The organism is Corallibacter vietnamensis (genome assembly GCF_039537875.1).
Taxonomy (GTDB): Bacteria; Bacteroidota; Bacteroidia; order Flavobacteriales; family Flavobacteriaceae; genus Corallibacter; species Corallibacter vietnamensis.
The window spans coordinates 22,859-45,547 of sequence record NZ_BAABBI010000007.1 but is presented as its reverse complement, the minus strand read 5'-3'; the positions used below and the strand labels follow the sequence as shown (position 1 = coordinate 45,547).

The following is a 22,689-nucleotide window of genomic DNA, read 5'->3' as shown; positions in this document are numbered from 1 at the left end:
ATTTACGAATTATATTTTATTTAATCAAAAATAAACACAAATAATCTGCAAAAAACACAAAATATTAACATTTCAACAAAAAAAAAGCCTTCAATCTCTTGAAGGCTTTTGAGTTATGTAGAACAGTTAAAAATTATTTTCCGTCCATTTTATCTTTAAGAGCTTGTAAAGCATCATTAGCATCACCTAAAGTTGGTTTTGCTTCTGCAGCAGCAGCTTGTGCCTTTTTAGCAGCAGCTTTTACATTAGCAGCTTCTTCTTCTCTGAAGATTGCTGTATGAGATGCAACTACACGTTTAAACTCTTTATTAAATTCAATGATTTTGAATTCAGCTTCTTCTCCTTTTTTAAGTTTCTTGCCGTCTTCCTTCTCTAAATGACGTGCTGGTACAAATGCAACGATATCTTCGTTAAATTCAATAGTAGCACCTTTATCTACGATTTCAGAGATTTCAGCTTTATGAACTGTATCTATAGCAAATTCAGCTTCGTACTTATCCCAAGGGTTTTCAGTAGTTTGTTTGTGACCTAAACTTAATTTACGTCCTTCAACATCTAACTCTAATACTACAACGTCTAGCTTATCACCTACGCTACAGAATTCACTTGGATGCTTAATCTTTTTAGTCCAAGATAAATCAGAGATATAAATTAATCCGTCGATACCTTCTTCTAATTCAACAAACACACCAAAGTTTGTAAAGTTTCTTACTGTTCCTGTATGGTTAGAACCAACTGGATATTTTGTAGTGATATCTGTCCATGGGTCTGGCGTTAATTGCTTAATACCAAGAGACATTTTACGCTCTTCTCTATCTAGAGTTAATATTTGAGCTTCAACTTCATCTCCTACAGAAACGAAATCTTGAGCTGAACGTAAGTGTGTAGACCATGACATTTCTGATACGTGAATTAATCCTTCAACTCCATCAGCTACTTCAATAAATGCACCGTAATCTGCAATTACAACAACTTTACCTTTTACTTTATCTCCAACTTTTACGTCTTCTCCTAAAGCATCCCAAGGATGTTTGCTTAATTGTTTTAATCCTAATTGGATTCTTGATTTGTTTTCATCAAAATCAAGGATTACAACGTTAAGTTTTTGGTCTAGTTCTACGATTTCGTTTGGATGATTAATTCTAGACCAAGAAAGATCTGTAATGTGAATTAATCCGTCAACGCCACCAAGATCAATAAATACACCGTAAGATGTGATGTTTTTAACAACACCTTCTAATACTTGACCTTTTTCTAATTGACCAATGATTTCTTTCTTTTGTTCTTCAATATCAGCCTCAATAAGTGCTTTATGAGAAACTACTACGTTTTTGAATTCGTGGTTGATTTTCACAACTTTAAATTCCATAGTTTTATTTACATATTGATCGTAATCTCTAATTGGCTTAACATCAATTTGAGAACCTGGTAAGAATGCTTCAATTCCGAAAACATCTACAATCATACCTCCTTTTGTTCTACACTTAACGAAACCATTAACGATTTCACCGCTATCATGAGCAGCATTTACACGATCCCACGCTTTAATTACACGTGCTTTTCTGTGAGATAATACTAATTGTCCTGTTGCGTCTTCACGAACGTCAATTAATACTTCTACTTTATCTCCAACTTTTAAATTTGGGTTGTAACGGAATTCGTTTAATGAAATTACACCTTCAGATTTTGCATTGATATCAATGATAGCATCACGATCTGTAATATGAATTACTTCTCCTTCTACTACTTCATCATCTAAAGTGTCTACGAAATTATCTGCTACTAATTTTTCAAATTCTTTTAATTGAGAATCTTCAACTTCATCAATACCTTCTTGGTAGTTGTGCCAGTTAAACTCTTTTAAGAATTTTTCAGGGTTTGCTTGTGCTTCAGATACTACTGGAGCTTCTGCTTGTTTTGCTTCTGTTGCTTCAACTTCAGCTTGCTTTGCTTTTTCAGCCATTTAATTTAAGTATTCAATGTTATTACGTTATAAATGAGCAACTAACATTGTGATTTGTATTCTGTATGATTACGGAAATTTTAAGCGACACACACAGAAGTGTTTATAAAAAATTGTTTTTCTTTCCTTTTATAATTCCGACTATTCGCTAAAAGGAGTGCAAAAATACTACTTTTTATTAAAAACACCTAATGTATTGCACTAAAAATTAAAGTTTTACTGATTAGCTTTTAGCGCTGTGTTTACAAGTTGAAGAATTTTATCAAATTGTTCTTGAAGTGATAAGTTAGAATTATCAATTTCTATAGCATCACTAGCTTTAACTAGTGGTGAGTCTGCTCTGTGAGAATCAATATAATCACGTTCTTTAACATTATGAAGTACCTCATCATACGAGACATTATCACCGCGTTCTGACAACTCTTTAAAACGACGTGTTGCACGAGTTTCGGCAGAGGCTGTCATAAATATTTTAAGCTCGGCTTCAGGAAAAACTACAGTTCCAATATCACGACCATCCATAACCACGCCTTTATCTTTACCCATTTTTTGCTGTTGCTTTACTAATTGATAACGGACTTCTGGAACAGTAGCAACTTGGCTCACAAATGATGAAACCTCAAGTGTACGAACTTCTTTTTCAATATTTATACCGTTTAAGTAAACTTCAGCAAAGCCTAAATTTTCATTAAACTTAAAGCTTATTCGAATATTATGGAGCGAAGTCACTAAAGCTTCTATATCAAAATGAGATTTATCAATATACTTGTTTTGCATGGCAAAATAAGTAACAGCACGATACATAGCGCCTGTGTCAACATAAATATAACCTAACTGTTTGGCTATTTGTTTGGCAACAGTACTTTTTCCTGTGGAAGAAAACCCATCTATGGCTATGGTTATTTTTTGCATTTATCGTAAATCTAATTGTAATCCGAAGAAGTTGGCGTTACTTGCGCTTGTATATCTTGCGTGTGTAAAACTAAAGCGCATTTTGTTAATTTTTAATCCAACACCTACTGAAATTCCTGAAAAATTACGTTGCTCAACAATACGAAGCTCTTCTGATCTTCTAAAGTTATAGCCTAATCTAATATTAAAGCCTTTATCAGGAAAAAGCTCTGCTCCTAGTATTGTATGCCTTAATACATTATTAAAAAAGCCTACTTTTTCTTGTGTTTGATTACCTTCTAAATCTGTTTCTGCTCTAGCAGGATTTGATACACCAATTGGCCATTCTTGTAAGTTTTCAAACGTTAAGTGCCAACGTAAAGGAATATGCTCTAATGTTTGAGACATTCCAAAAGCGACCTCAAAAGGCAATGGCTCATTTTGGCCTGCATAAGTGGTTATTTGTATTCCGGCATTTCTAACTACAAGTGTTGCTTGAAACTCTATATCCTCATCAATATATATAAGTCCTGCATCTACAGCTGCTCCAAACGATGTATACTGCTCTAGTTTGGAGGTTATTAACTTAACATTACCTCCTATGTAAAAATCTGAATATCCTATTTGTTTTGCATAACCAAATGATAATAATGCTTCGTTTCCTGAAAAAGAGTTTGTTGCATTACCTTGCTCATCATAACCTTCAAAACTACCGTAGTTTATATAAGTTACTCCCATGTGGTATGTTTGCACACGTCTATCCCAAGTATAAGCATAAGCTGCTGTACCATAATTGATACCTCCTAAATAACTTGAATAGTTTATTGCTAACTGGTTATCCATTTCAACATTAATAGTTGACGGATTGGTTAATGCTTGAGTAACATCATAATCTACATTGGTAAATACTTTACCTCCTAGCGCAGCTTGACGTGGTGAACTTACCAAATTAAGAAACTGGTATGTTGATTCTCCTCCTACTTGTGCAAATGCTGTAGAAGAAATTAGAAAAAAAAATAGCTTGGTAATGTTCTTTATCATAGAGTACACAAAGTAACTAAATCTATCTTAAAACGGTTGCAATTATAATTTATTTTTAAGTTATAAAAAAACCTCGAAAATAATTTCGAGGTTTTAATCTATGTAATGCTACTTTTTATAGTTTTTTGGCATCTTTAACCTTTTGATTTGTGAGTGCTAACTTAATAACATCTCTCATATCTGACACATAATGAAAGCTTAACCCTTTTAAATATTCTGGTTTAATTTCATCAATATCTCGTTTATTATCTTCACAAAGTAAAATTTCTTTTATGCGTGCTCGTTTTGCTGCAAGAATTTTTTCCTTAATTCCTCCAACTGGCAATACTTTACCTCGTAATGTTATTTCACCAGTCATTGCAATGTTTTTCTTGACTTTACGCTGCGTAAATAATGATACTAACGATGTAAGCATGGTAACTCCTGCACTAGGCCCATCTTTTGGAGTTGCACCTTCAGGCACATGAATGTGTACATTATACTTATCAAAAACTTCTGGGTTTATGCCAAACTCATCTGCATTTGCTTTAATATATTCCATCGCAATAGTAGCAGACTCTTTCATTACCTTACCTAGGTTTCCTGTAATACTTAAGCTACCCTTTCCTTTAGATAAGATTGATTCGATAAACAATATATCACCGCCAACCCGTGTCCAAGCCAACCCTGTAACAACTCCAGCAACATCATTGTTTTCATATTTGTCACGTTCCATCTTTGGACTACCAAGAACCTCAACAATATCATCGTTTGTTACTTTAATATTATAAGTTTCTTCCATAGCAATATTTTTTGCTGCATAACGCACCATTTTTGCTATTTGTTTTTCAAGTCCACGAACACCAGATTCTCTTGTATAGCCTTCAACTATTTTTTCTAATTGAGGTTTTGCAATTTTTAAAGCCTTATCATCCAAACCATGTTCTTCTAATTGTTTTGGTAATAAATGACGCTTTGCTATTTCTACTTTTTCTTCAATTGTATAACCAGTAACGTTTATAATTTCCATTCTATCTCTTAAGGCAGGCTGAATGGTATTTAAACTGTTTGATGTAGCAATGAACATGACTTTTGATAAATCAAACCCCATTTCAAGGAAATTATCATAAAATTCACTGTTTTGCTCCGGATCTAAAACCTCTAACATTGCAGATGAAGGATCACCTTGGTGAGAGTTTGATAATTTATCTATTTCATCTAAAACAAATACAGGGTTTGATGTTCCTGCTTTTTTAAGACTCTGAATAATACGTCCTGGCATAGCTCCTATGTATGTTTTTCTATGTCCGCGTATTTCTGCTTCGTCACGTAAACCTCCTAAAGAAATACGCACATACTCTCGCCCTAATGCTTCTGCTATAGATTTTCCTAATGATGTTTTACCAACGCCTGGAGGTCCATACAAACAAAGAATTGGTGATTTCATATCATTACGTAATTTCAATACTGCCAAGTACTCAATAATACGACGCTTTACATCATCTAAACCGTAATGGTCTTTATCTAAAATACGCTTAGCGCGTTTTAAATCGAATTTATCTTTGCTGAATTCATTCCAAGGTAAATCAAGGAATAAGTCTAGGTAATTACGCTGTATAGAATATTCTGCAACTTGCGGATTCATACGCTGCATTTTGGCTATTTCTTTATCAAAATGCTTCTTTACTTTGTCATCCCACTTCTTGCTCTTGGCACGTTCTTTCATTTCTTCCAACTCTTCATCATAGCTTACTCCACCAAGTTCTTCTTGAATGGTTTTCATTTGTTGGTGTAGAAAGTACTCTCGCTGCTGCTGATTCATATCACTTTGAACCTTGGATTGAATATCATTTTTAAGTTCCAATTTTTGAAACTCTATATTCATATACTTTAAAGTCTCTAAAGCACGTTCCTTAAGGTCATTAGTTTCAAGTAATCTTTGCTTTTCTTGAACAGACAAGTTCATATTTGACGATACAAAGTTTATCAAGAAAGAATCACTTTGGATATTTTTTATAGCAAAAGAAGCTTCGCTAGGAATGTTTGGACTATCCTGTATAATTTGTAATGCTAAATCTTTTATAGATTCTATAATAGCATTAAACTCTTTACTTTGACTTGCTGGTTTTGCTTCAGGAACTTCACGAATAGTCGCATTCATGTATGGCTCTTCAGTAATTACCTCGGCTACATTAAAGCGTTTTTTACCTTGAATAATAACGGTTGTGTTACCATCTGGCATTTTTAAAACTCGCAATATTCTAGCTACAGTACCTGTTTCATGAATATCTTTTGCTGTAGGATTTTCTATTGCTTCATCTTTTTGAGCAACAACACCTATTACTTTGCTTCCTTTGTTTGCGTCGTTTATCAATTTTATTGACTTATCGCGACCTGCTGTAATAGGAATTACAACACCAGGAAACAATACGGTATTTCTTAATGAAAGAATTGGCAAGGTTGCAGGCAATTCTTCATTATTTATCTCTTCTTCGTCTTCGGGAGTCATTAACGGAATTAACTCTGAATTTTCATCAAATTCCTGTAGTGACAAACTGTCAAGACTTAAAAAACTAGTTTTCTTCATAAATATATTTAGGTCATTCTGTCATTAATTCAGCTTAAAATCTGAATATAACATACTTTCTTAAGTTTTATTAAATTTAACAATGATTTGATTTACAGATATTTAATGAAAATCAAGTCATGTGTTACATTTATATAGGGACAATTAATATGCCATGATTTGAAAAAGAAATAAAACTTTTTTTTCAAAAAACTGTAACAAACGTTTTATACCTTCATCTTTATATTAACAATATGTTTTAATTGACACTAACCCACCAAAATATCGAGCAGCTTGTAGCGCTTTGTAAAACGAATAACCAGTTTGCGCAATTGGAGATTTATAATAGGTATTACAAAGCCATGTATAATGTCGCATTTAGAATAATAAAAGATTCTTATGAGGCTGAAGATATTATGCAGGATGCTTTTTTATCAGCTTTTACAAAGCTTGATAGCTTAAATGATACAGTGACTTTTGGTGCTTGGTTAAAACGCATTGTTGTTAATAAAAGTATTTATCATTTCAATAAAAATAATAAATACCAAAACGTTCCTTTTGATGATGTTGCTTTTAAAATGGAAGATGATAATCAAGGTATTCCTAGTGATTTTGACTATACCAGCTTAAAAGCTAAAGCAGTTTTAGAGACCATGAATTCTTTAAAAGATAGTTATAGAATTGCTTTAACCTTACATCTAATAGATGGATACGATTATGAAGAAATCAGTGATATTTTGAATGTTTCTTATGCAAATTGCCGCACAACAATATCAAGAGCAAAAGCTAGCTTGAGAGACAAATTACAACCTTTGGTTGAACAATAAAAAGTTTAATTATGAATAATAATATAGAAGACTTATTTGATCGCTTAAAACCCGATTTTGATACAGAGTTACCTAGCGAAAATCATGCAAAGCGTTTTGCCCAAAAACTTAACGTGAAACATGACACACATACAGTAAACCGATCTTTCTCTGTAAAAAAAATATGGAAACCTTTAGTTGGTATTGCCGCTACTGTAGCACTTATAGTAACATTTTTTATTACAAACAATCAAGAAACGATCACAAACGATTTAGCAAGTGTATCACCTGAAATGGCTGAAACCGAAAGCTTTTTTACATCAACCATTACTGTTGAGTTAAAAAAACTAAACCAAGCCGCAGATGCAGACACACAAATGCTAATCAAAGATGTTATGATACAAATGCGCAAACTTGAAAATGATTATGAGAACCTTAAATCAGATTTAGGACAAAGTGGTAACGATCAACGAGTAATTTATGCGATGATTACCAATTTTCAAAATAGAATTGATCTTCTTCAAAACGCTCTTAAACAAATAGAATTAGTTAAACAATTAAAAAACGTTTCAAATGAAAACACCCATACTATATAAAATTCTTTTTCTCTTAATATGGACGCCTACAATAATTCAAGCATCAAACTTATCTCCTATCAAAGAGAAACACACAAAAGAAAAAACAATAAAAAAATCTTTTAATGTTAATCCTAATGCTACATTCAATGTAACAAATCGTTATGGAAACATAAATGTTATTACTTGGAATGAAAACCGTATTGACATTGAAGTTTCAATAAAAGTTGAAGGAAACAACGAAGATAGACTAATCAGCAAACTAAACCAGCTAGATGTTGCGTTTCAGGCAGCACCAAATAAAGTTTCAGCCATTACGTCTTTTGATGGAAATAGTTATGATACCTCTTGGTGGAATAAAAGAGTAAGTAGCAATATAAAAATGGAAATTAACTATGTTGTAAAAATACCTATTACAAACAACGTGCAGCTGTTTAATGACTATGGAAATATTACTCTTGATAAACTTGAAGGTAATGCACTAATAAAATGTGACTACGGAAAAATTACTACGAAAGAGCTGATGGGAAACAAAAATGAGTTGCGCTTTGATTACACAAAAGACTGCTATTTTGAATACATAAAAACAGGAACTATTGATGCCGATTACAGCAGCTTTACAATTGCAAAAACAAACGACATTTCTATAAAAGCTGATTACACAAGTTCGCACATTGAAACCGCTGAAGACATAATCTACAACTGTGATTACGGCTCAATGAAAATTGACAGAGCCAACAATATAGATGGCCAAGGCGATTATCTTACACTCATTGTAGGAGATGTTTATAAAAACGTTTCAATAGATGCTGATTATGGTTCTATTAAAATAGATAAACTAAAAGAAAACACTGAAAATGTAGCTATAAAATCTGACTACACAGGTATTAAAATAGGTTACGAACCTAGCTTCAATTTTCAATTCGATATAACTTTAGAGTATGCTTCTTTAAGCGGCGATAGTGATTTTAATTTCTCTAAAAAACATATTGAATCTAGAAGCAAATATTACGCAGGATATCACGGTAACACAAACACCAATGGCAAAGTAACCATAGATTCTGACTACGGAAGTGTAACTTTTTATAAAAACTAATCATTAATCAAAAAAACGAATATTATGAAACCATCTCAAAAACAAGCAATCTTATTATTTACCTTTTTATTATGCATTACTAGTATATTCTCGCAACGCGTAAAAGGTAACGGAAAAATGACAACCGTAACAAGAACAACGGCCAGTTACGACGGTGTTTACTGTGGCGGATTTATGGATTTTGAATTGGTAAAAGGCAAAGAAGGATCTATAAAAATAGAAGGTGAAGAAAACTTAATAGACTACATAATTACTGAAGTAAAAGACAACAAGCTTATAGTTAAAACTAAAAAGAATGTGAATTTAAAAACTTCAATAAATAAAAGCATTAAAATCACAATTCCTTTTGAAGAAATTAATTTAGTTTCGCTAACAGGATCGGGAGATTTATGGACTAAAGATGTTTTAGACGCTAGCGACTTAAAAGTATCCTTGACAGGTTCTGGTGATATTAACTTAACCTCAAAAAACAAAACACTTGAAAGCCACTTAACAGGCTCTGGAGATATTATTTTTAAAGGAAGTACTAAAAATTTAAAAGTTATGATATCTGGCTCTGGTGATGTCAACGCTTCAAAGCTAATTTCAGATCACACTGTAGTAGCTATTTCGGGTTCTGGAGATGTTAGTGTTGTCAGTAATGAATCTCTAAAAGCTCATGTTTCTGGTTCTGGAGATATAGAGTATTCTGGAAACCCTAAAAAAGAAGAAACCAAAGTTGCAGGTTCAGGAAGCATTAGTAAGCGATAATCTTATAATACTTAATAAAAAAGCCACTCAAGTTTGAGTGGCTTTTTTATCATTATTCTAACTGCTGACCGTATCTAAATGCAACCTTTATTTTGTATAAGTATTTTTTTATGTAAGTCACATTAGAATTAAAATTAGTAGCTGTAGTATAATCTTCTGCATCACATCACCACTTAAGACATACTAACTTATGAGCTCTATTATAAAATTAATTATCATTTGATTTAGGAACTCTAAACAAGAGTAAAATCCCTATTAAAAAGAACGTTACCAAAAACAATATGGAGTTTCTCATACTTCCTGTAATTTGATCTATTGTTGCAAATATGCCCATTCCTATTACGATTCCTATTTTTTCAGCAACATCATAAAAACTAAAGTATGATGTGGTGTCTTCGGTTTCTGGTAAAAATTTTGAATATGTAGATCTCGCCAAACTCTGGATACCTCCCATTACTAATCCTACACAACTTGCTGCAATATAAAATTGCACTGGGGTTTCCATAAAATATGCGTAAATGCATAAAAACATCCAGATAAAGTTAACAACAATCAATGTTTTTATATTTCCAAATTTAGAAGATGCTCTTGATGTTATTACTGCTCCTATTATAGCTAGTAACTGTATCACCAAAATACTCACTATTAAGCCTTGTGTTTTAGCATCTGCATCTCCCCAAGCAATTTCTTCTTCTCCAAAATATACAGCAACAAGCATGATAGTTTGTACAGCCATGCTAAATACAAAAAACGCAATTAAATAGCGCTTAAGTCTTAAATCTTGCTTTAAGGCAAACCATACCTGTTTAAGCTCCTTCAACCCATTAAATAGTACGTTTTTAGTAACCCTTTGTCCAGATGAAGCTCCTTTTGGCAACACATAAAACGTGTATTGACTGAATAAAATCCACCAAACACCAACCATGACAAATGACCAACGCATCATAAGCATTTTGTCAGCACCATTCTCTTGACTCATTACCATCCCGAGGTTAATAAGTAATAAAATAACACTACCTACGTAACCTAAAGAAAATCCTTTGGCACTAATACGATCTTGCTGTTCAGGAAAAGCAATATCGGGTAAATAGGAATTGTAAAACACCAAACTTCCCCAATAACCTATAAGTCCCATAAAGTAAAACAGTAAACTTAAATGAATGTTCTCTAAACTAAACCAATATAAACCAATACAACCTAAACCACCGGTGTAACAAAAAAACTTCATAAACGTTTTTTTATTACCTACATAATCTGCTATTCCAGAAAGTATTGGAGATAAAATAGATACTACCAAAAAAGTAAAAGCTGTTACAAAAGTAATTAAAGCAGTACTCTTAAACTCGAAACCAAATGCTGTGACCTGTTTTATTTCAGAAATAAAAAGTGCCGAATAAAATATTGGAAATATTGAAGACGCAATGGTTAAAGTATAAACCGAGTTTGCCCAATCATAAAATGCCCATGCATTTAATAATTTTTTACTTCCTTTTTGAAGTGTTGCCATAGTTTTAAAAATAAAAAAGCTGTTCCAAAAATATAAGAACAGCTTTTAAAATACCTATTAATTTTTAATTAATTTCTTAAAACTTTCCAATTGGTCTAAATGATTTTATTCCAAATTTACTTGCTTCAGCCTTTGCTGTTGGTGCTAATGTGTTTAATTCTGCAATACGAGACTCATTTGAAGGGTGTGTACTTAAAATCTCTGGTGTAGATTTCCCACCGCTATGTGCGCTCATTCGCTTCCATAATTCAGCAGCTTCATCAGGATTATAACCTGCAATTGCCATTAAATACAACCCTATTCTATCTGCTTCAGATTCGTGACTTCTACTAAAAGGCAACATTCCAGCAACGTTTGATACAACGCCATAAGATTGATTAAAAATCCCTAAAGTTTGCTCATCTTTAGCTAAAGCAATATTACCAGCAACAGCTAATCCTTGTTGAATATAAGCAGCACTCATACGTTGTTGCCCGTGGTTTGCTAATGCGTGAGCTACTTCATGTCCCATAATTGCAGCAACACCTGTTTCACTTTGTGCTATTGGTAAAATCCCTGTGTAAAAAACAATTTTTCCTCCTGGCATACACCAAGCATTAACAGTAGCATCATCTATCAAGTTATATTCCCATTGATAATCTGTTAAGTAACCTTGATGTCCATTGGCATTTAGCCATCGTTCTGCTGCAACTGCAATTCTTTCTCCAACGCGCTTTATCATTTCAGCTCTAGCAGTTCCTTTTTCAACATTACTTTCAGAAAGTACTTGGTTATACTGCTGAAAAGATGTAGGAAATAATTGGTCATTACTTACAAACGCCATTGTTTGTTTTCCTGTAAACGGGTTTGTTGCACAAGACAAAAACAAACCAATAACACCTAATGTTATTATTCTACTTTTTAATTTCATTATAATTGATGGTTTTAATGTTGGTGTAAAATTACAAAAATCATTCATTTATTTGAGACACAAGTTATTCACAATACGTCACAATAAATTTAAACAATATGTTAGTTGATAGATTAAAGTACGACAAAAGTGACATAAACCCTATAATTATGAAACACATTTTATTAGTATTTATAGCAACTATGATATGTAGTTGTAATAGCAACGCTCAAAAAACCACTAATAAAACTCAAAATTTTTCTGTTTCAAAAACAGATAGTGAGTGGAAATCTCAATTAACCGATATTCAATATCATGTTTTAAGAAAAGCTGGAACAGAACGTGCTTTTAGCAGTCCATTAAATAACATAAAAGAGAAAGGTGTTTATGTTTGTGCCGGATGCGACACGCCACTTTTTAAAAGTGACCATAAATTTGATTCAGGAACTGGTTGGCCAAGTTTTTATCAAGAGATAACAGGTAATGTTGCTTTTGGTACAGATAGAGATTTAGGATATTCTAGAGATGAAGAACACTGTGCTACTTGTGGTGGCCATTTAGGACATGTATTTAATGATGGCCCTAAACCAACAGGAAAACGACACTGCATTAATGGCGCTGCACTAAAATTCATTCCTGAAAAATAAATAGCTTAAATTATCTTTAAATAAACTACCTTTATAGTATGGATAATTTACTTGTAACAAGTGCTATAAAACAGTTTAACTATTACAAAACTGTAGGCGATAAAACTATTGATCAACTCTCTTTTGAAGAATTAACTTGGCAACCCAACCAAGACACAAATAGTATTTCTATTATTGTGAAACATATGGTTGGTAACATGTTAAGTAGGTGGACCAACTTTTTAACTGAAGATGGCGAAAAAACATGGAGAGAACGCGATTTAGAGTTTGAAGCTAGCTACACAAATAAAGACGAATTAATTACCGCTTGGAAAACAGGTTGGGCGTGTTTATTTGATGCCATATCACCTTTAACCAACACTGATTTAGATAAAATTGTATACATACGCAACGAAGGACATTATGTCTCCGAAGCTATATTTAGACAATTAGGCCATTACCCATATCATATAGGGCAAATGGTTCAAATTGGTAAAACATTAAAAGGAAACAACTGGAAATCATTATCTATTCCTAAAGGAGAATCAAAAATATATAATAAAGAAAAGTTTGACAAACCTAAAGAGAAACGACACTTTACTGAGGATTTATAATAAAATAATATTACACTAGCATTTAATATTCAAATCCGATTTCGTAAATTCGTAGCTTCAAAAAACGATTAAAAATTTCACGATGAGTAAATACGATATTATTGTTCTTGGAAGTGGTCCTGGAGGCTACGTAACTGCTATTAGAGCGTCTCAATTAGGATTTAAAACCGCTGTTATTGAAAAAGAAAACCTTGGTGGTGTTTGTTTAAACTGGGGATGTATTCCTACTAAAGCCTTATTAAAATCGGCACAAGTATTTGAATACCTGAAACATGCTGAAGATTACGGTCTTTCTGTAAAAGATGCTGATAAAGACTTTACTGCTGTTGTAAAACGTAGTCGTGGTGTTGCTGAAGGCATGAGCAATGGTGTTAAGTTTTTAATGAAAAAGAACAAAATTGACGTTATTGAAGGGTTTGGAAAATTAAAACCTGGTAAAAAAGTTGACGTTGACGGTAAAGAATACAGTGCAGATCATATAATTGTTGCAACTGGAGCACGCTCTCGTGAATTACCTAGCTTACCACAAGATGGTAAAAAAGTTATAGGTTACCGTGAAGCAATGAGCCTAAAAGAACAACCTAAAAAAATGATTGTTGTAGGTTCTGGAGCAATTGGTGTTGAATTTGCTTACTTCTATAACTCAATGGGAACTGAAGTAACTGTTGTTGAATATTTACCAAATGTAGTACCTGTTGAAGATGAAGACGTTTCTAAACAATTAGAGCGCTCGTTCAAGAAAAGCGGTATAAAAGTAATGACATCATCTGAAGTTACTAAAGTAGACACATCTGGTGATGGCGTAAAAGCTACTGTAAAAACTAAAAAAGGAGAAGAAGTATTAGAAGCTGATATTATTTTATCTGCCGTAGGTATTAAAACAAATATTGAAAACATCGGATTAGAAGATGTAGGTATTGTTGTAGACCGTGATAAAATTTTAGTAAACGATTACTACCAAACAAACATTCCTGGATATTATGCTATAGGCGATGTTACTCCAGGACAAGCATTAGCTCACGTTGCATCTGCTGAAGGGATACTATGTGTTGAAAAAATTGCAGGTATGCATGTAGAAGCTTTAGATTACGGAAACATTCCTGGTTGTACTTATTGTACACCAGAAATCGCTTCAGTTGGTCTAACAGAAAAGCAAGCTAAAGAACAAGGTTACGATATTAAAGTTGGTAAATTCCCATTCTCGGCTTCAGGAAAAGCTAGCGCAGGTGGAAATAAAGACGGATTTGTAAAAGTAATTTTTGATGCTAAATATGGCGAATGGTTAGGTTGCCACATGATTGGTGCTGGAGTTACCGATATGATTGCTGAAGCTGTTTTAGGTAGAAAATTAGAAACTACTGGTCACGAAGTACTAAAAGCAGTACATCCTCACCCTACTATGAGTGAAGCGGTTATGGAAGCTGTTGCTGATGCTTACGACGAAGTGATCCACTTATAAATATATATATTAAAAAAAGCGATTCAAATTGAATCGCTTTTTTTTAACTCTTTGTATTATGAAACATTTCTTTATAGTAAATATTGCTTGTTTTTTCTTTTGTTTTACTTTCTCTCAAAACACAGTAACACCCAAACTAGCTACTATTAATAAATGTGAAAATCCTAAAATAAAAAGAAAAACTTATAATAAAATTAAAGAACCTATAGATTCTATTTTAATCATTCCGCAATTTTCAATGGTCCATTTTGGCTATGATATTGGCGTTTACAACAAACGCACACAACATATCATAAACAATTTAGATTCTATATCACATCGTGTTGCAAAGCAAATTATTATTAAATCTAAATTTGATAAAAAAGCAACGAGAAATGATGTTCATTATGTTAGCAGAATTATAGGAGATATTGGTCACAATTATTTTAAATCAACAAGAAATTTTCCGGAACAACTAACACAATTAAACCAACATAGATACCAGGCTACTATTTATTCTCAATTTTTCATAAATTTTCATAACACAAATAAAGACCATGGTTTTTTAGGCTTACTTGTCTTTGATAAAAAAGAAAAGAAAACGATTTACTTCGATAAATTAAAAATAGACAACTGTGATATTAGAAATTATGATAGTTATGAAAAAATCATTTTAAAACTTTATAAAAAGTTATATAAAAAATTAAATTAGTCTTTTTTAGTTCATTAAAAACTCTGAATAGCTAATTCATAGCTTTGTAATCCAAAACCAACAATAACACCTTTAGCATTGGGCGACACGTATGAGATATGCCTATACCCTTCTCTATCAAATGTATTAGATATATGTACTTCTACAACTGGTGTTTCAATAGCTGCTACAGCATCGCCAATTCCAACTGATGTATGCGTGTATGCTGCCGCATTTAAAATGATACCATCACAAGTACCAAACCCAGCTTCATGTAACTTATCAATTATTTCTCCTTCTATATTTGACTGATAATGGCTAATTTCTACTTCAGGATACTTATCTTTAAGTTCGTCTAAAAAATCAGTAAAAGACAAACTGCCATATATATTAGGTTCTCGTTTTCCTAATAAATTAAGATTAGGACCATTTATTATAAGAAGTTTTTTCATAAAAGTAAAGATAAAAAAAAGAGCGAATATCTTCGCTCTTTTAACTCTATGCTTATGGCTTTTTAATTTAAATTAAATGTTGCTCCTACACTTATTATTGAAAAAGTTCCGTTATACGCATAATTGTCATAATAATAATCGTCATAATAGTAATCGTAGTAACCATAATAGCCTAGACCTCTACCACTACCAAGTGCAACACCTATATAAGAGGCATTAACTTGAATTCTATCTGTGACATTATATGCAAATGTTGGTCTAAAATATACGCCACCATTATTACCATCATTAATACCTATAGCATAACCTAAATCTATACCTACTGTAAACATATCATTTATATTAAATCTTCCAGCTGCTGCAATTGGTATAAATTGAAATGCATCAAAGTTGTTTTCCCCAAAAGAATGAGAGAAACCCGTAGTGGGCCCTACACTAAATTTTTCACTTATCTCAAATAAGTAATTAGCATCAAAACCTAGTGACAGATTGGCTACATCACCTCCATCTGCAACAGGAATTCCTACATAAGCTCCTAAATTAAATCCTCCTTGGGCTTGAACATGTATGGTTGTTATAAATAAAACAGCCATCGCGATAATCGTTTTTTTCATAATTTGTTAAGTTTTTACAATTGATTAATTTAATTAATATACTAAAAATAAAGCACTTATACTACATCATATTTAGTATTTACCATTTAATGATTGAAAAACTGAAAAGGTTAACATTTATTAAAAAAAAAGACTGAAGCTATTAACTTCAGTCTTAAATCATGTTATATACTGTTGTTTAAAACATAAACCCTACGCCAAATTGCCAAACAAGGTTTCTTGCCTCAACATTTTGAAAAGGTGTATCATCTTTAAACATATCTGTTAAACCATGTGTAAATCTACCTGATACGAAAAAACCGTTATCAAATTTATATCCTGTACCTATAACTGCACTTGCATCAAAATCTCTAATGTAAGAATCATCGGCGTTTATAGGAATATCTCCATCATTATTATTAGGATTTGTATCAATCTCTTCATTTATTTTTACACCCAATTGTGGCCCACCTTCAACATAAAATCCTTTTATAATGTAAAATTTAGCCAAAACAGGAAATTGTAAATAGTCTAATTGATATTCTACATTATCATTGGTATCAAAAACATTGTCTTGATCTATTTCTCTTATATCAAAACCTTGACCAGAATAAAGCACCTCTGGTTGTAGAGACAATCTATTAGTTAAAGGAATTTCTGCTAATAGTCCTACGTTAAAACTTGTTCTTGCATCACGTTCATCAATATCATCTCCTGCAACTGTAGCAAAATTAACACCTCCTTTTACACCTAATTGAGGTCTTGCTTTATCATCTTGAGCACTTAATCCCAATACAAATACTAATGAGATTACCGTAATTAATACTAGTTTTTTCATAATTATATTCTTTTTAGTTAATTATTAATTCACTGTATTTACGGCTGCAGAAACCCTAATAGTTTACGGTGTTAACATAGTTTAACAGTAAAGTTCCTACTTTAACAATCCTTTTTAACTTTAATGTAATATGCTGTAAAATTATTTTTAATTATGTTAATTTTACATAAATGAAATGGACAAACGCCTTAAAAGACTATCAGCTATACTTAAAGATTGAACGCGGATTATCTCAAAATTCTATTGATAGCTACACCAGAGATGTGGAGAAACTACTATCTTACCTAGAAAGCCATGATATTAATGTGTCTCCCGTTACCATTACTACTGAAATAGTACAGCAGTTTATATATGAGATTGCCAAGATTTTGAATGCTAATTCTCAAGCGCGAATTATTTCTGGATTGAGAAGTTTTTTTAATTATTTAATTTTTGAAGACTATATAAAATTAAATCCACTAGAGCTTATTGAGTCTCCAAAAACTGGAAGAAAACTCCCAGATACGCTTAATGAAGCGGATATTAACAAGCTTATTGCCGCTATAGATTTAGGTAAACCAGAAGGCGAACGCAATAGAGCAATACTTGAAACGCTATACAGCTGTGGATTACGCGTAAGCGAATTAATTACTCTAAAAATATCTGATTTATTTTTTGATGAAGGTTTTATAAAAGTTACTGGTAAAGGAGATAAGCAACGTTTTGTTCCGATTGTGCCTTCTACACAGAAATACATTAATATTTACAGAAATGAAATTCGGTGTTTTTTAAACATTCAAAAAGATTACGAAGACACGCTTTTCTTAAATAGACGTGGAAAACAGCTCACAAGAGCTATGATATTCACTATTATAAAACAGCTTGCTGAAAAAACAGGTTTAAACAAACGTGTATCGCCTCATACTTTTAGACACTCCTTTGCGACACACTTACTAGAGAATGGCGCTGATTTAAGAGCTATACAGCTCATGTTAGGTCATGAAAGCATAACAACCACAGAAATATATATGCACGTTGATAAAACTCACTTAAAACACGTTATAAATAGTTTTCATCCTAGACAATAAAAAAAGCACCTTCAAAAAGGTGCTTTTGCGTATTTTATACTGTTTATATTATTATTTAGCAATATTAACTGCACGTGTTTCTCTAATCACCGTGACTTTCACTTGTCCTGGATACGTCATGTCAGTTTGTATTTTTTGAGAAATATTGAATGACAAATCAGCTGCTTTTTGATCATCAACCTTTTCGCTTTCAACAATAACTCTTAATTCTCTACCAGCTTGAATTGCATACGCTTTTTTAACACCTCCAAAACCAAAAGCAATGTCTTCAAGATCTTTTAAACGCTGAATGTAGCTATCTAATACTTGACGTCTAGCGCCTGGACGTGCTCCTGAAATAGCATCACAAACCTGAATGATTGGCGCTAGTAATGATTTCATTTCTATTTCATCATGGTGAGCACCTATGGCATTACAAACATCATCTTTTTCACCATATTTTTCAGCCCATTGCATTCCTAATATAGCGTGAGGAGTTTCCATATCTACTTCTGCATCTGGCACTTTTCCTATATCATGTAATAGGCCTGCGCGTTTTGCTAATTTTGGATTTAATCCTAATTCGGCAGCCATTACACCACAAAGTTTTGCTACTTCTCTAGAATGCTGTAATAAGTTTTGTCCGTAAGAAGAACGGTACTTCATTCTACCTACCATTTTCACCAATTCAGGGTGTAAATTATGTATTCCTAAATCTATAATAGTACGCTTTCCTACTTCAATAATTTCTTGTTCTATTTGTTTTGTTGTCTTTTTTACAACTTCTTCAATTCTTGCTGGGTGTATTCTTCCATCAGTTACTAATTTATGTAAAGATAGCCTAGCAATTTCTCTACGTACAGAGTCAAAACAAGATAAAATAATTGCTTCTGGTGTATCATCAACAATAATTTCAACACCTGTTGCTGCTTCTATGGCTCGTATATTTCTTCCTTCACGACCAATGATACGACCTTTTACATCATCAGATTCTATATTGAATACAGATACACAATTATCTACAGCTTCTTCAGTACCTATACGTTGTATAGTATTTATTATAACTTTTCTTGCTTCTTGTTGAGCGGTTAGTTTTGCTTCTTCTATGGTACTTTGTACAAATGCCATTGCATCATTTTTTGCTTCTCCTTTTAGAGATTCAATAAGCTGAGTTTTGGCATCATCTGCAGATAGACTTGATATGACTTCTAATTGTTGAACTTGGTTTTTGTGCAACCTGTCTAGTTCTTCTTGTTTTTTCTCAAATATATCAACTCTATGGTTGTAGTCTTTTATTTTATCTTCTAGACTTTGAGATAGTTTTTTGTTTTTAGAAAGCTCGCTAGATACTTGAGACTCTTTATCTCTTGTTCTTTTTTCGGCTTCGGCAATTTTTTTGTCTCTAGACAATATTACTTTTTCGTGTTCAGCTTTAAGCTCTATAAATTTTTCTTTTGCCTGTAGTATTTTATCTTTTTTTATAGATTCGCCTTCAGTTTTAGCTTCTTTTACTATTGAAGCTGCTGTTTTTTTTGCGTTTGCAATAAGTTTTGATGCATTATTTTTTTCTAATGCTTTGGCCACAATATACCCGATGATTGCGCCTGCTAGTATTCCTCCTATAATTAATATAATTGGGTTGTCCATGTTTGTTAGTTTATATATATAAAAAAAGCCTACACCAGTATAAAGTTTTGTATAAACTCCTTAAAAACAAGTTTAGGGCTAACAAATTGATCAAGTATCTGTTCTAAAGACAGCTCGCTTTTACAATTTAAACTCACCCTTTTTAAAGAATTCGTGTTGAGTTTATCAAAAAAAATAACTAATGTAGGCAGTAACCTTTGTTTATTTTAAAGAACGTTAAGAGTTTAAATGTGAATGCAACAAATCGTTTAAAGCTTTTAACTTTTGCTCAACTTGCTCATTTACATTGTTCTTATCTATTGTTTTTTGTTCAGCTTGAGAAGCAAACTGTAAAGCACACATGGCCAATACATCTTGCTTATCTCTCACAGAATAGCTTTCTTCAAACTGCGTAATCATAGCATCAATATTCTTTGCCGCTTTCCTTAACCCTTCTTCTTGACTAGGAAAAATAGTTAAAGGATATACTCTATTTGCTATAGATAGCTTTATTTTTAGCTTTTCAGACATTAAAAACTATGAGTTTTATTCAGATAATTGCGCAATACAATGGTCAATATCTCTGATTAATGCATTTATTTTAAGCTTTGTTTCTCTTTTATTGTTGTCACTGCCAAGTATTGTATTTGCAATTTTGAGCGCTTCATATTTTTCTTCCCAAAAAATTAATTTCTCATTTTGTTCCTGAAGCTTCTTTTCTGATAATTGTAATTGATTGTGTAATTTTAAATTGGTTTGCTTTAAAACCTCTTGCTTGTGTAAAATTTTGCTAATTTTATTCTCAAGAGAATCTACAATTTCTTCAATATTACTCATTTACAATTTCAATACTTATCTCACAAAGTTAGTATACCTTATGATAAATAGCAATTGTTTTTTAATAAAATTTATAAATTACACATTATCAACTTATATTAATATATCACTTACATTAAAATCTTTGTTAATGTTTAACTTATTAATATTTTAGCAATAATTACGTTTTTATGTATAAATTACTATTACTATTCATACTCCCTGTTGTATTTTGTCAAGCACAACAAGATATTTATCCACAAGATTACTTCAGAGATCCTTTGGATATTCCTTTGCTATTAGCTGGTACTTTTGGAGAGCTTCGTTCTAATCATTTTCATGCTGGTATTGATATAAAAACGCAACAAAGAGAAGGTTTAAAGGTTTATGCTATTGCTGACGGTTTTGTAAGCCGTATAAAAATTTCTCACTATGGCTATGGAAAGGCACTTTACATAACACATCCCAATGGATACACAAGTGTTTATGCGCACTTACAACGTTTTTCTCCTGAAATTGAAGCTTATATTAAAAATATTCAATATGAAAAAGAAACCTATGAAATTGAAGTGTTTCCTACTGCCATAGCAATGCAAGTAAAAAAAGGAGATGTTGTTGCATACAGCGGTAATACAGGCAGCTCTGGCGGACCTCATTTACATTTTGAAATAAGAGATAATAAAGAACACCCTATAAACCCGATGTATTTTGGTATTGATATTAAAGACACTACCAAGCCTTATATTTCTCAAATATATGCTTACCCAATTACTGATAGCGCTCACGTTAACAGATCAAACGAAAAGCAAAAACTACGACTTATTGCCTTAAAAAATGGCGATTACACTGCTGAAAACATTGAGGCCTTTGGTAAAATTGGTTTTGGTATTGAAACCAATGACAGACAAGATTATACATCTAACAAAAATGGAGTTGCCTCTATTCAAACATTTTTTAATGGAAATCCCAATTTTGAAATAGATTTTAAACGTTTTTCTTTTGATGAGACAAATCATTTAAACAGACTAATTGATTACGAGCACTATATTACCAATAAAGAACGTATTCAAAAATTGTTTGTTGAGGAAAATAATCCGTTAAGTATGTATAAAAATTTAAATGACAATGGTTATTTATCAATTCTAGACAGTACAAATTCTGTTTACAAAATACGTGTTAAAGATTTTAAAAACAATGATGCATGGATTACTCTAAATATAGTAGGTAAAAAGCAAGACACAATAAAACCTAAACAAATACAAAAAACAGAGCATTATTTATATGCAAACCAAGACACTAAACTATCATCTAAAAATGTGAGCGTAAACATACCTAGAAACACCTTTTATGATGACTTTTATATAGATTTTAATGTAAAAAACGACACACTCACATTACATGACAACACTATTCCTGCAAATAAATATTTTAAAATAGATTACGATATAAGTCACTACAATAACCCTGATCGGGATAAATTATACATCGCAAGGTTAGTTGGTTATTATAAGTATCCTGTGTACTCAAAAACCTATAAAAGTGAAAACCGTTTATCTACTTCTACAAAGTATTTAGGCACTTATGCTTTAGTATCAGACACAATAAGCCCTACTATAAAGCCTAAAAATTTCACTGATGGCAAATGGTTAAGTAACTACCATTTTTTAAAAATAGTTATTGACGATAAAGAATCTGGTATTTCAAATTATAGAGCCACCATAAACGGACAATGGATTTTAATGGAATATGAATACAAAACCAAAACGCTTACCTATAATTTTAGCGATAAGATTTTGAACGAAACAAAAAATAATTTAAAGCTAATAGTAACTGATAATGTTGGAAATAGTTCTACATTTGAAGCTACGTTTTATAGAAAATAAAAA

At 32.1% G+C, this 22,689-nt stretch carries 22 protein-coding genes and 1 other RNA gene; 10 read left to right on the top strand and 13 right to left on the bottom strand.

Annotated features, from left to right (window positions below; all coding sequences use genetic code 11):
• Positions 1 to 133 precede the first annotated feature (133 nt).
• The 4 genes from rpsA to lon all read right to left on the bottom strand — a co-directional run bounded on the left by rpsA (position 134) and on the right by lon (position 6,461).
• Complete coding sequence (rpsA, locus tag ABD690_RS13120) at positions 134 to 1,963, bottom strand: 30S ribosomal protein S1 (protein WP_344731050.1); 1,830 nt, start codon at positions 1,961 to 1,963, stop codon at positions 134 to 136.
• Positions 1,964 to 2,179: 216 nt separating this feature from the next.
• Positions 2,180 to 2,875, bottom strand: coding sequence for a (d)CMP kinase (gene cmk, locus ABD690_RS13115; protein WP_344731049.1), 696 nt, complete (start codon positions 2,873 to 2,875; stop codon positions 2,180 to 2,182).
• A complete protein-coding gene (gene porQ, locus ABD690_RS13110) occupies positions 2,876 to 3,895 on the bottom strand; it encodes a type IX secretion system protein PorQ (RefSeq protein WP_344731048.1) in 1,020 nt (339 codons plus the stop codon).
• Between the two features lie 115 nt (positions 3,896 to 4,010).
• On the bottom strand, positions 4,011 to 6,461 hold the full coding sequence (gene lon / locus ABD690_RS13105; protein WP_344731047.1) for an endopeptidase La: 2,451 nt from the start codon (positions 6,459 to 6,461) through the stop codon (positions 4,011 to 4,013).
• Positions 6,462 to 6,703: 242 nt separating this feature from the next.
• On the opposite strand from lon, the gene ABD690_RS13100 reads away from it, so the two are divergent.
• From ABD690_RS13100 to ABD690_RS13085, 4 genes are read left to right on the top strand one after another with little or no spacing between them, the layout of a single operon-like run.
• Positions 6,704 to 7,267 carry an RNA polymerase sigma factor gene (locus tag ABD690_RS13100; RefSeq protein ID WP_344731045.1) on the top strand — a complete coding sequence of 188 codons (564 nt, stop codon included), beginning with the start codon at positions 6,704 to 6,706 and terminating at the stop codon, positions 7,265 to 7,267.
• Positions 7,268 to 7,278: 11 nt separating this feature from the next.
• Positions 7,279 to 7,842, top strand: a complete 564-nt coding sequence (locus ABD690_RS13095) for a hypothetical protein (RefSeq protein ID WP_344731044.1) — start codon at positions 7,279 to 7,281, stop codon at positions 7,840 to 7,842.
• Positions 7,820 to 8,917, top strand: coding sequence for a hypothetical protein (locus ABD690_RS13090; protein WP_344731043.1), 1,098 nt, complete (start codon positions 7,820 to 7,822; stop codon positions 8,915 to 8,917). The genes ABD690_RS13095 and ABD690_RS13090 overlap by 23 nt, the downstream gene beginning before the upstream one ends.
• A gap of 24 nt (positions 8,918 to 8,941) precedes the next feature.
• Entirely contained in the window at positions 8,942 to 9,667 is a 726-nt protein-coding gene (locus ABD690_RS13085) for a head GIN domain-containing protein (protein WP_344731042.1), read from the top strand.
• A gap of 208 nt (positions 9,668 to 9,875) precedes the next feature.
• Here ABD690_RS13085 and ABD690_RS13080 read toward each other — a convergent pair whose 3' ends face one another.
• The gene (locus ABD690_RS13080; RefSeq protein ID WP_344731041.1) at positions 9,876 to 11,174 is read right to left on the bottom strand and encodes an MFS transporter; all 1,299 of its coding nucleotides are present in this window, start codon (positions 11,172 to 11,174) and stop codon (positions 9,876 to 9,878) included.
• Positions 11,175 to 11,250: 76 nt separating this feature from the next.
• Positions 11,251 to 12,084, bottom strand: a complete 834-nt coding sequence (locus ABD690_RS13075) for a M48 family metallopeptidase (RefSeq protein WP_344731066.1) — start codon at positions 12,082 to 12,084, stop codon at positions 11,251 to 11,253.
• 149 nt (positions 12,085 to 12,233) lie between these two features.
• Here ABD690_RS13075 and msrB point away from each other — a divergent pair, with 149 nt between their 5' ends.
• From msrB to ABD690_RS13055, 4 genes are all read left to right on the top strand, one after another.
• Entirely contained in the window at positions 12,234 to 12,710 is a 477-nt protein-coding gene (gene msrB / locus ABD690_RS13070) for a peptide-methionine (R)-S-oxide reductase MsrB (protein ID WP_344731040.1), read from the top strand.
• A gap of 38 nt (positions 12,711 to 12,748) precedes the next feature.
• On the top strand, positions 12,749 to 13,303 hold the full coding sequence (locus ABD690_RS13065) for a DUF1572 family protein (RefSeq protein WP_344731039.1): 555 nt from the start codon (positions 12,749 to 12,751) through the stop codon (positions 13,301 to 13,303).
• Between the two features lie 82 nt (positions 13,304 to 13,385).
• Entirely contained in the window at positions 13,386 to 14,762 is a 1,377-nt protein-coding gene (gene lpdA, locus ABD690_RS13060; protein ID WP_344731038.1) for a dihydrolipoyl dehydrogenase, read from the top strand.
• Between the two features lie 58 nt (positions 14,763 to 14,820).
• Entirely contained in the window at positions 14,821 to 15,453 is a 633-nt protein-coding gene (locus tag ABD690_RS13055; protein WP_344731037.1) for a hypothetical protein, read from the top strand.
• Between the two features lie 14 nt (positions 15,454 to 15,467).
• On the opposite strand, the gene aroQ is transcribed toward ABD690_RS13055, so the two are convergent.
• The 3 genes from aroQ to ABD690_RS13040 all read right to left on the bottom strand — a co-directional run bounded on the left by aroQ (position 15,468) and on the right by ABD690_RS13040 (position 17,315).
• On the bottom strand, positions 15,468 to 15,884 hold the full coding sequence (gene aroQ / locus ABD690_RS13050) for a type II 3-dehydroquinate dehydratase (protein ID WP_344731036.1): 417 nt from the start codon (positions 15,882 to 15,884) through the stop codon (positions 15,468 to 15,470).
• 62 nt (positions 15,885 to 15,946) lie between these two features.
• Positions 15,947 to 16,498, bottom strand: coding sequence for a hypothetical protein (locus tag ABD690_RS13045; RefSeq protein WP_344731035.1), 552 nt, complete (start codon positions 16,496 to 16,498; stop codon positions 15,947 to 15,949).
• Positions 16,499 to 16,676: 178 nt separating this feature from the next.
• On the bottom strand, positions 16,677 to 17,315 hold the full coding sequence (locus tag ABD690_RS13040; protein ID WP_344731034.1) for a porin family protein: 639 nt from the start codon (positions 17,313 to 17,315) through the stop codon (positions 16,677 to 16,679).
• A 170-nt stretch (positions 17,316 to 17,485) separates the two neighbouring features.
• On the opposite strand from ABD690_RS13040, the gene xerD reads away from it, so the two are divergent.
• Positions 17,486 to 18,382: a site-specific tyrosine recombinase XerD gene (xerD, locus tag ABD690_RS13035; protein WP_344731033.1), complete on the top strand. Its 897-nt coding sequence runs from the start codon at positions 17,486 to 17,488 to the stop codon at positions 18,380 to 18,382.
• 51 nt (positions 18,383 to 18,433) lie between these two features.
• On the opposite strand, the gene rny is transcribed toward xerD, so the two are convergent.
• The 4 genes from rny to ABD690_RS13015 form a co-directional block, all read right to left on the bottom strand.
• On the bottom strand, positions 18,434 to 20,008 hold the full coding sequence (rny, locus tag ABD690_RS13030) for a ribonuclease Y (RefSeq protein ID WP_344731032.1): 1,575 nt from the start codon (positions 20,006 to 20,008) through the stop codon (positions 18,434 to 18,436).
• 53 nt (positions 20,009 to 20,061) lie between these two features.
• Positions 20,062 to 20,170, bottom strand: a non-coding RNA gene (gene ssrS, locus ABD690_RS13025) — 6S RNA.
• Positions 20,171 to 20,224: 54 nt separating this feature from the next.
• Positions 20,225 to 20,518 (bottom strand): cell division protein ZapA, encoded by a 294-nt coding sequence (locus ABD690_RS13020; RefSeq protein ID WP_344731031.1) that lies wholly within the window; start codon positions 20,516 to 20,518, stop codon positions 20,225 to 20,227.
• 15 nt (positions 20,519 to 20,533) lie between these two features.
• Positions 20,534 to 20,824 (bottom strand): hypothetical protein, encoded by a 291-nt coding sequence (locus ABD690_RS13015; protein ID WP_344731030.1) that lies wholly within the window; start codon positions 20,822 to 20,824, stop codon positions 20,534 to 20,536.
• 170 nt (positions 20,825 to 20,994) lie between these two features.
• Between ABD690_RS13015 and ABD690_RS13010 the strand changes: the two genes are divergently transcribed.
• On the top strand, positions 20,995 to 22,686 hold the full coding sequence (locus ABD690_RS13010) for a M23 family metallopeptidase (RefSeq protein ID WP_344731029.1): 1,692 nt from the start codon (positions 20,995 to 20,997) through the stop codon (positions 22,684 to 22,686).
• Positions 22,687 to 22,689 lie beyond the last annotated feature (3 nt).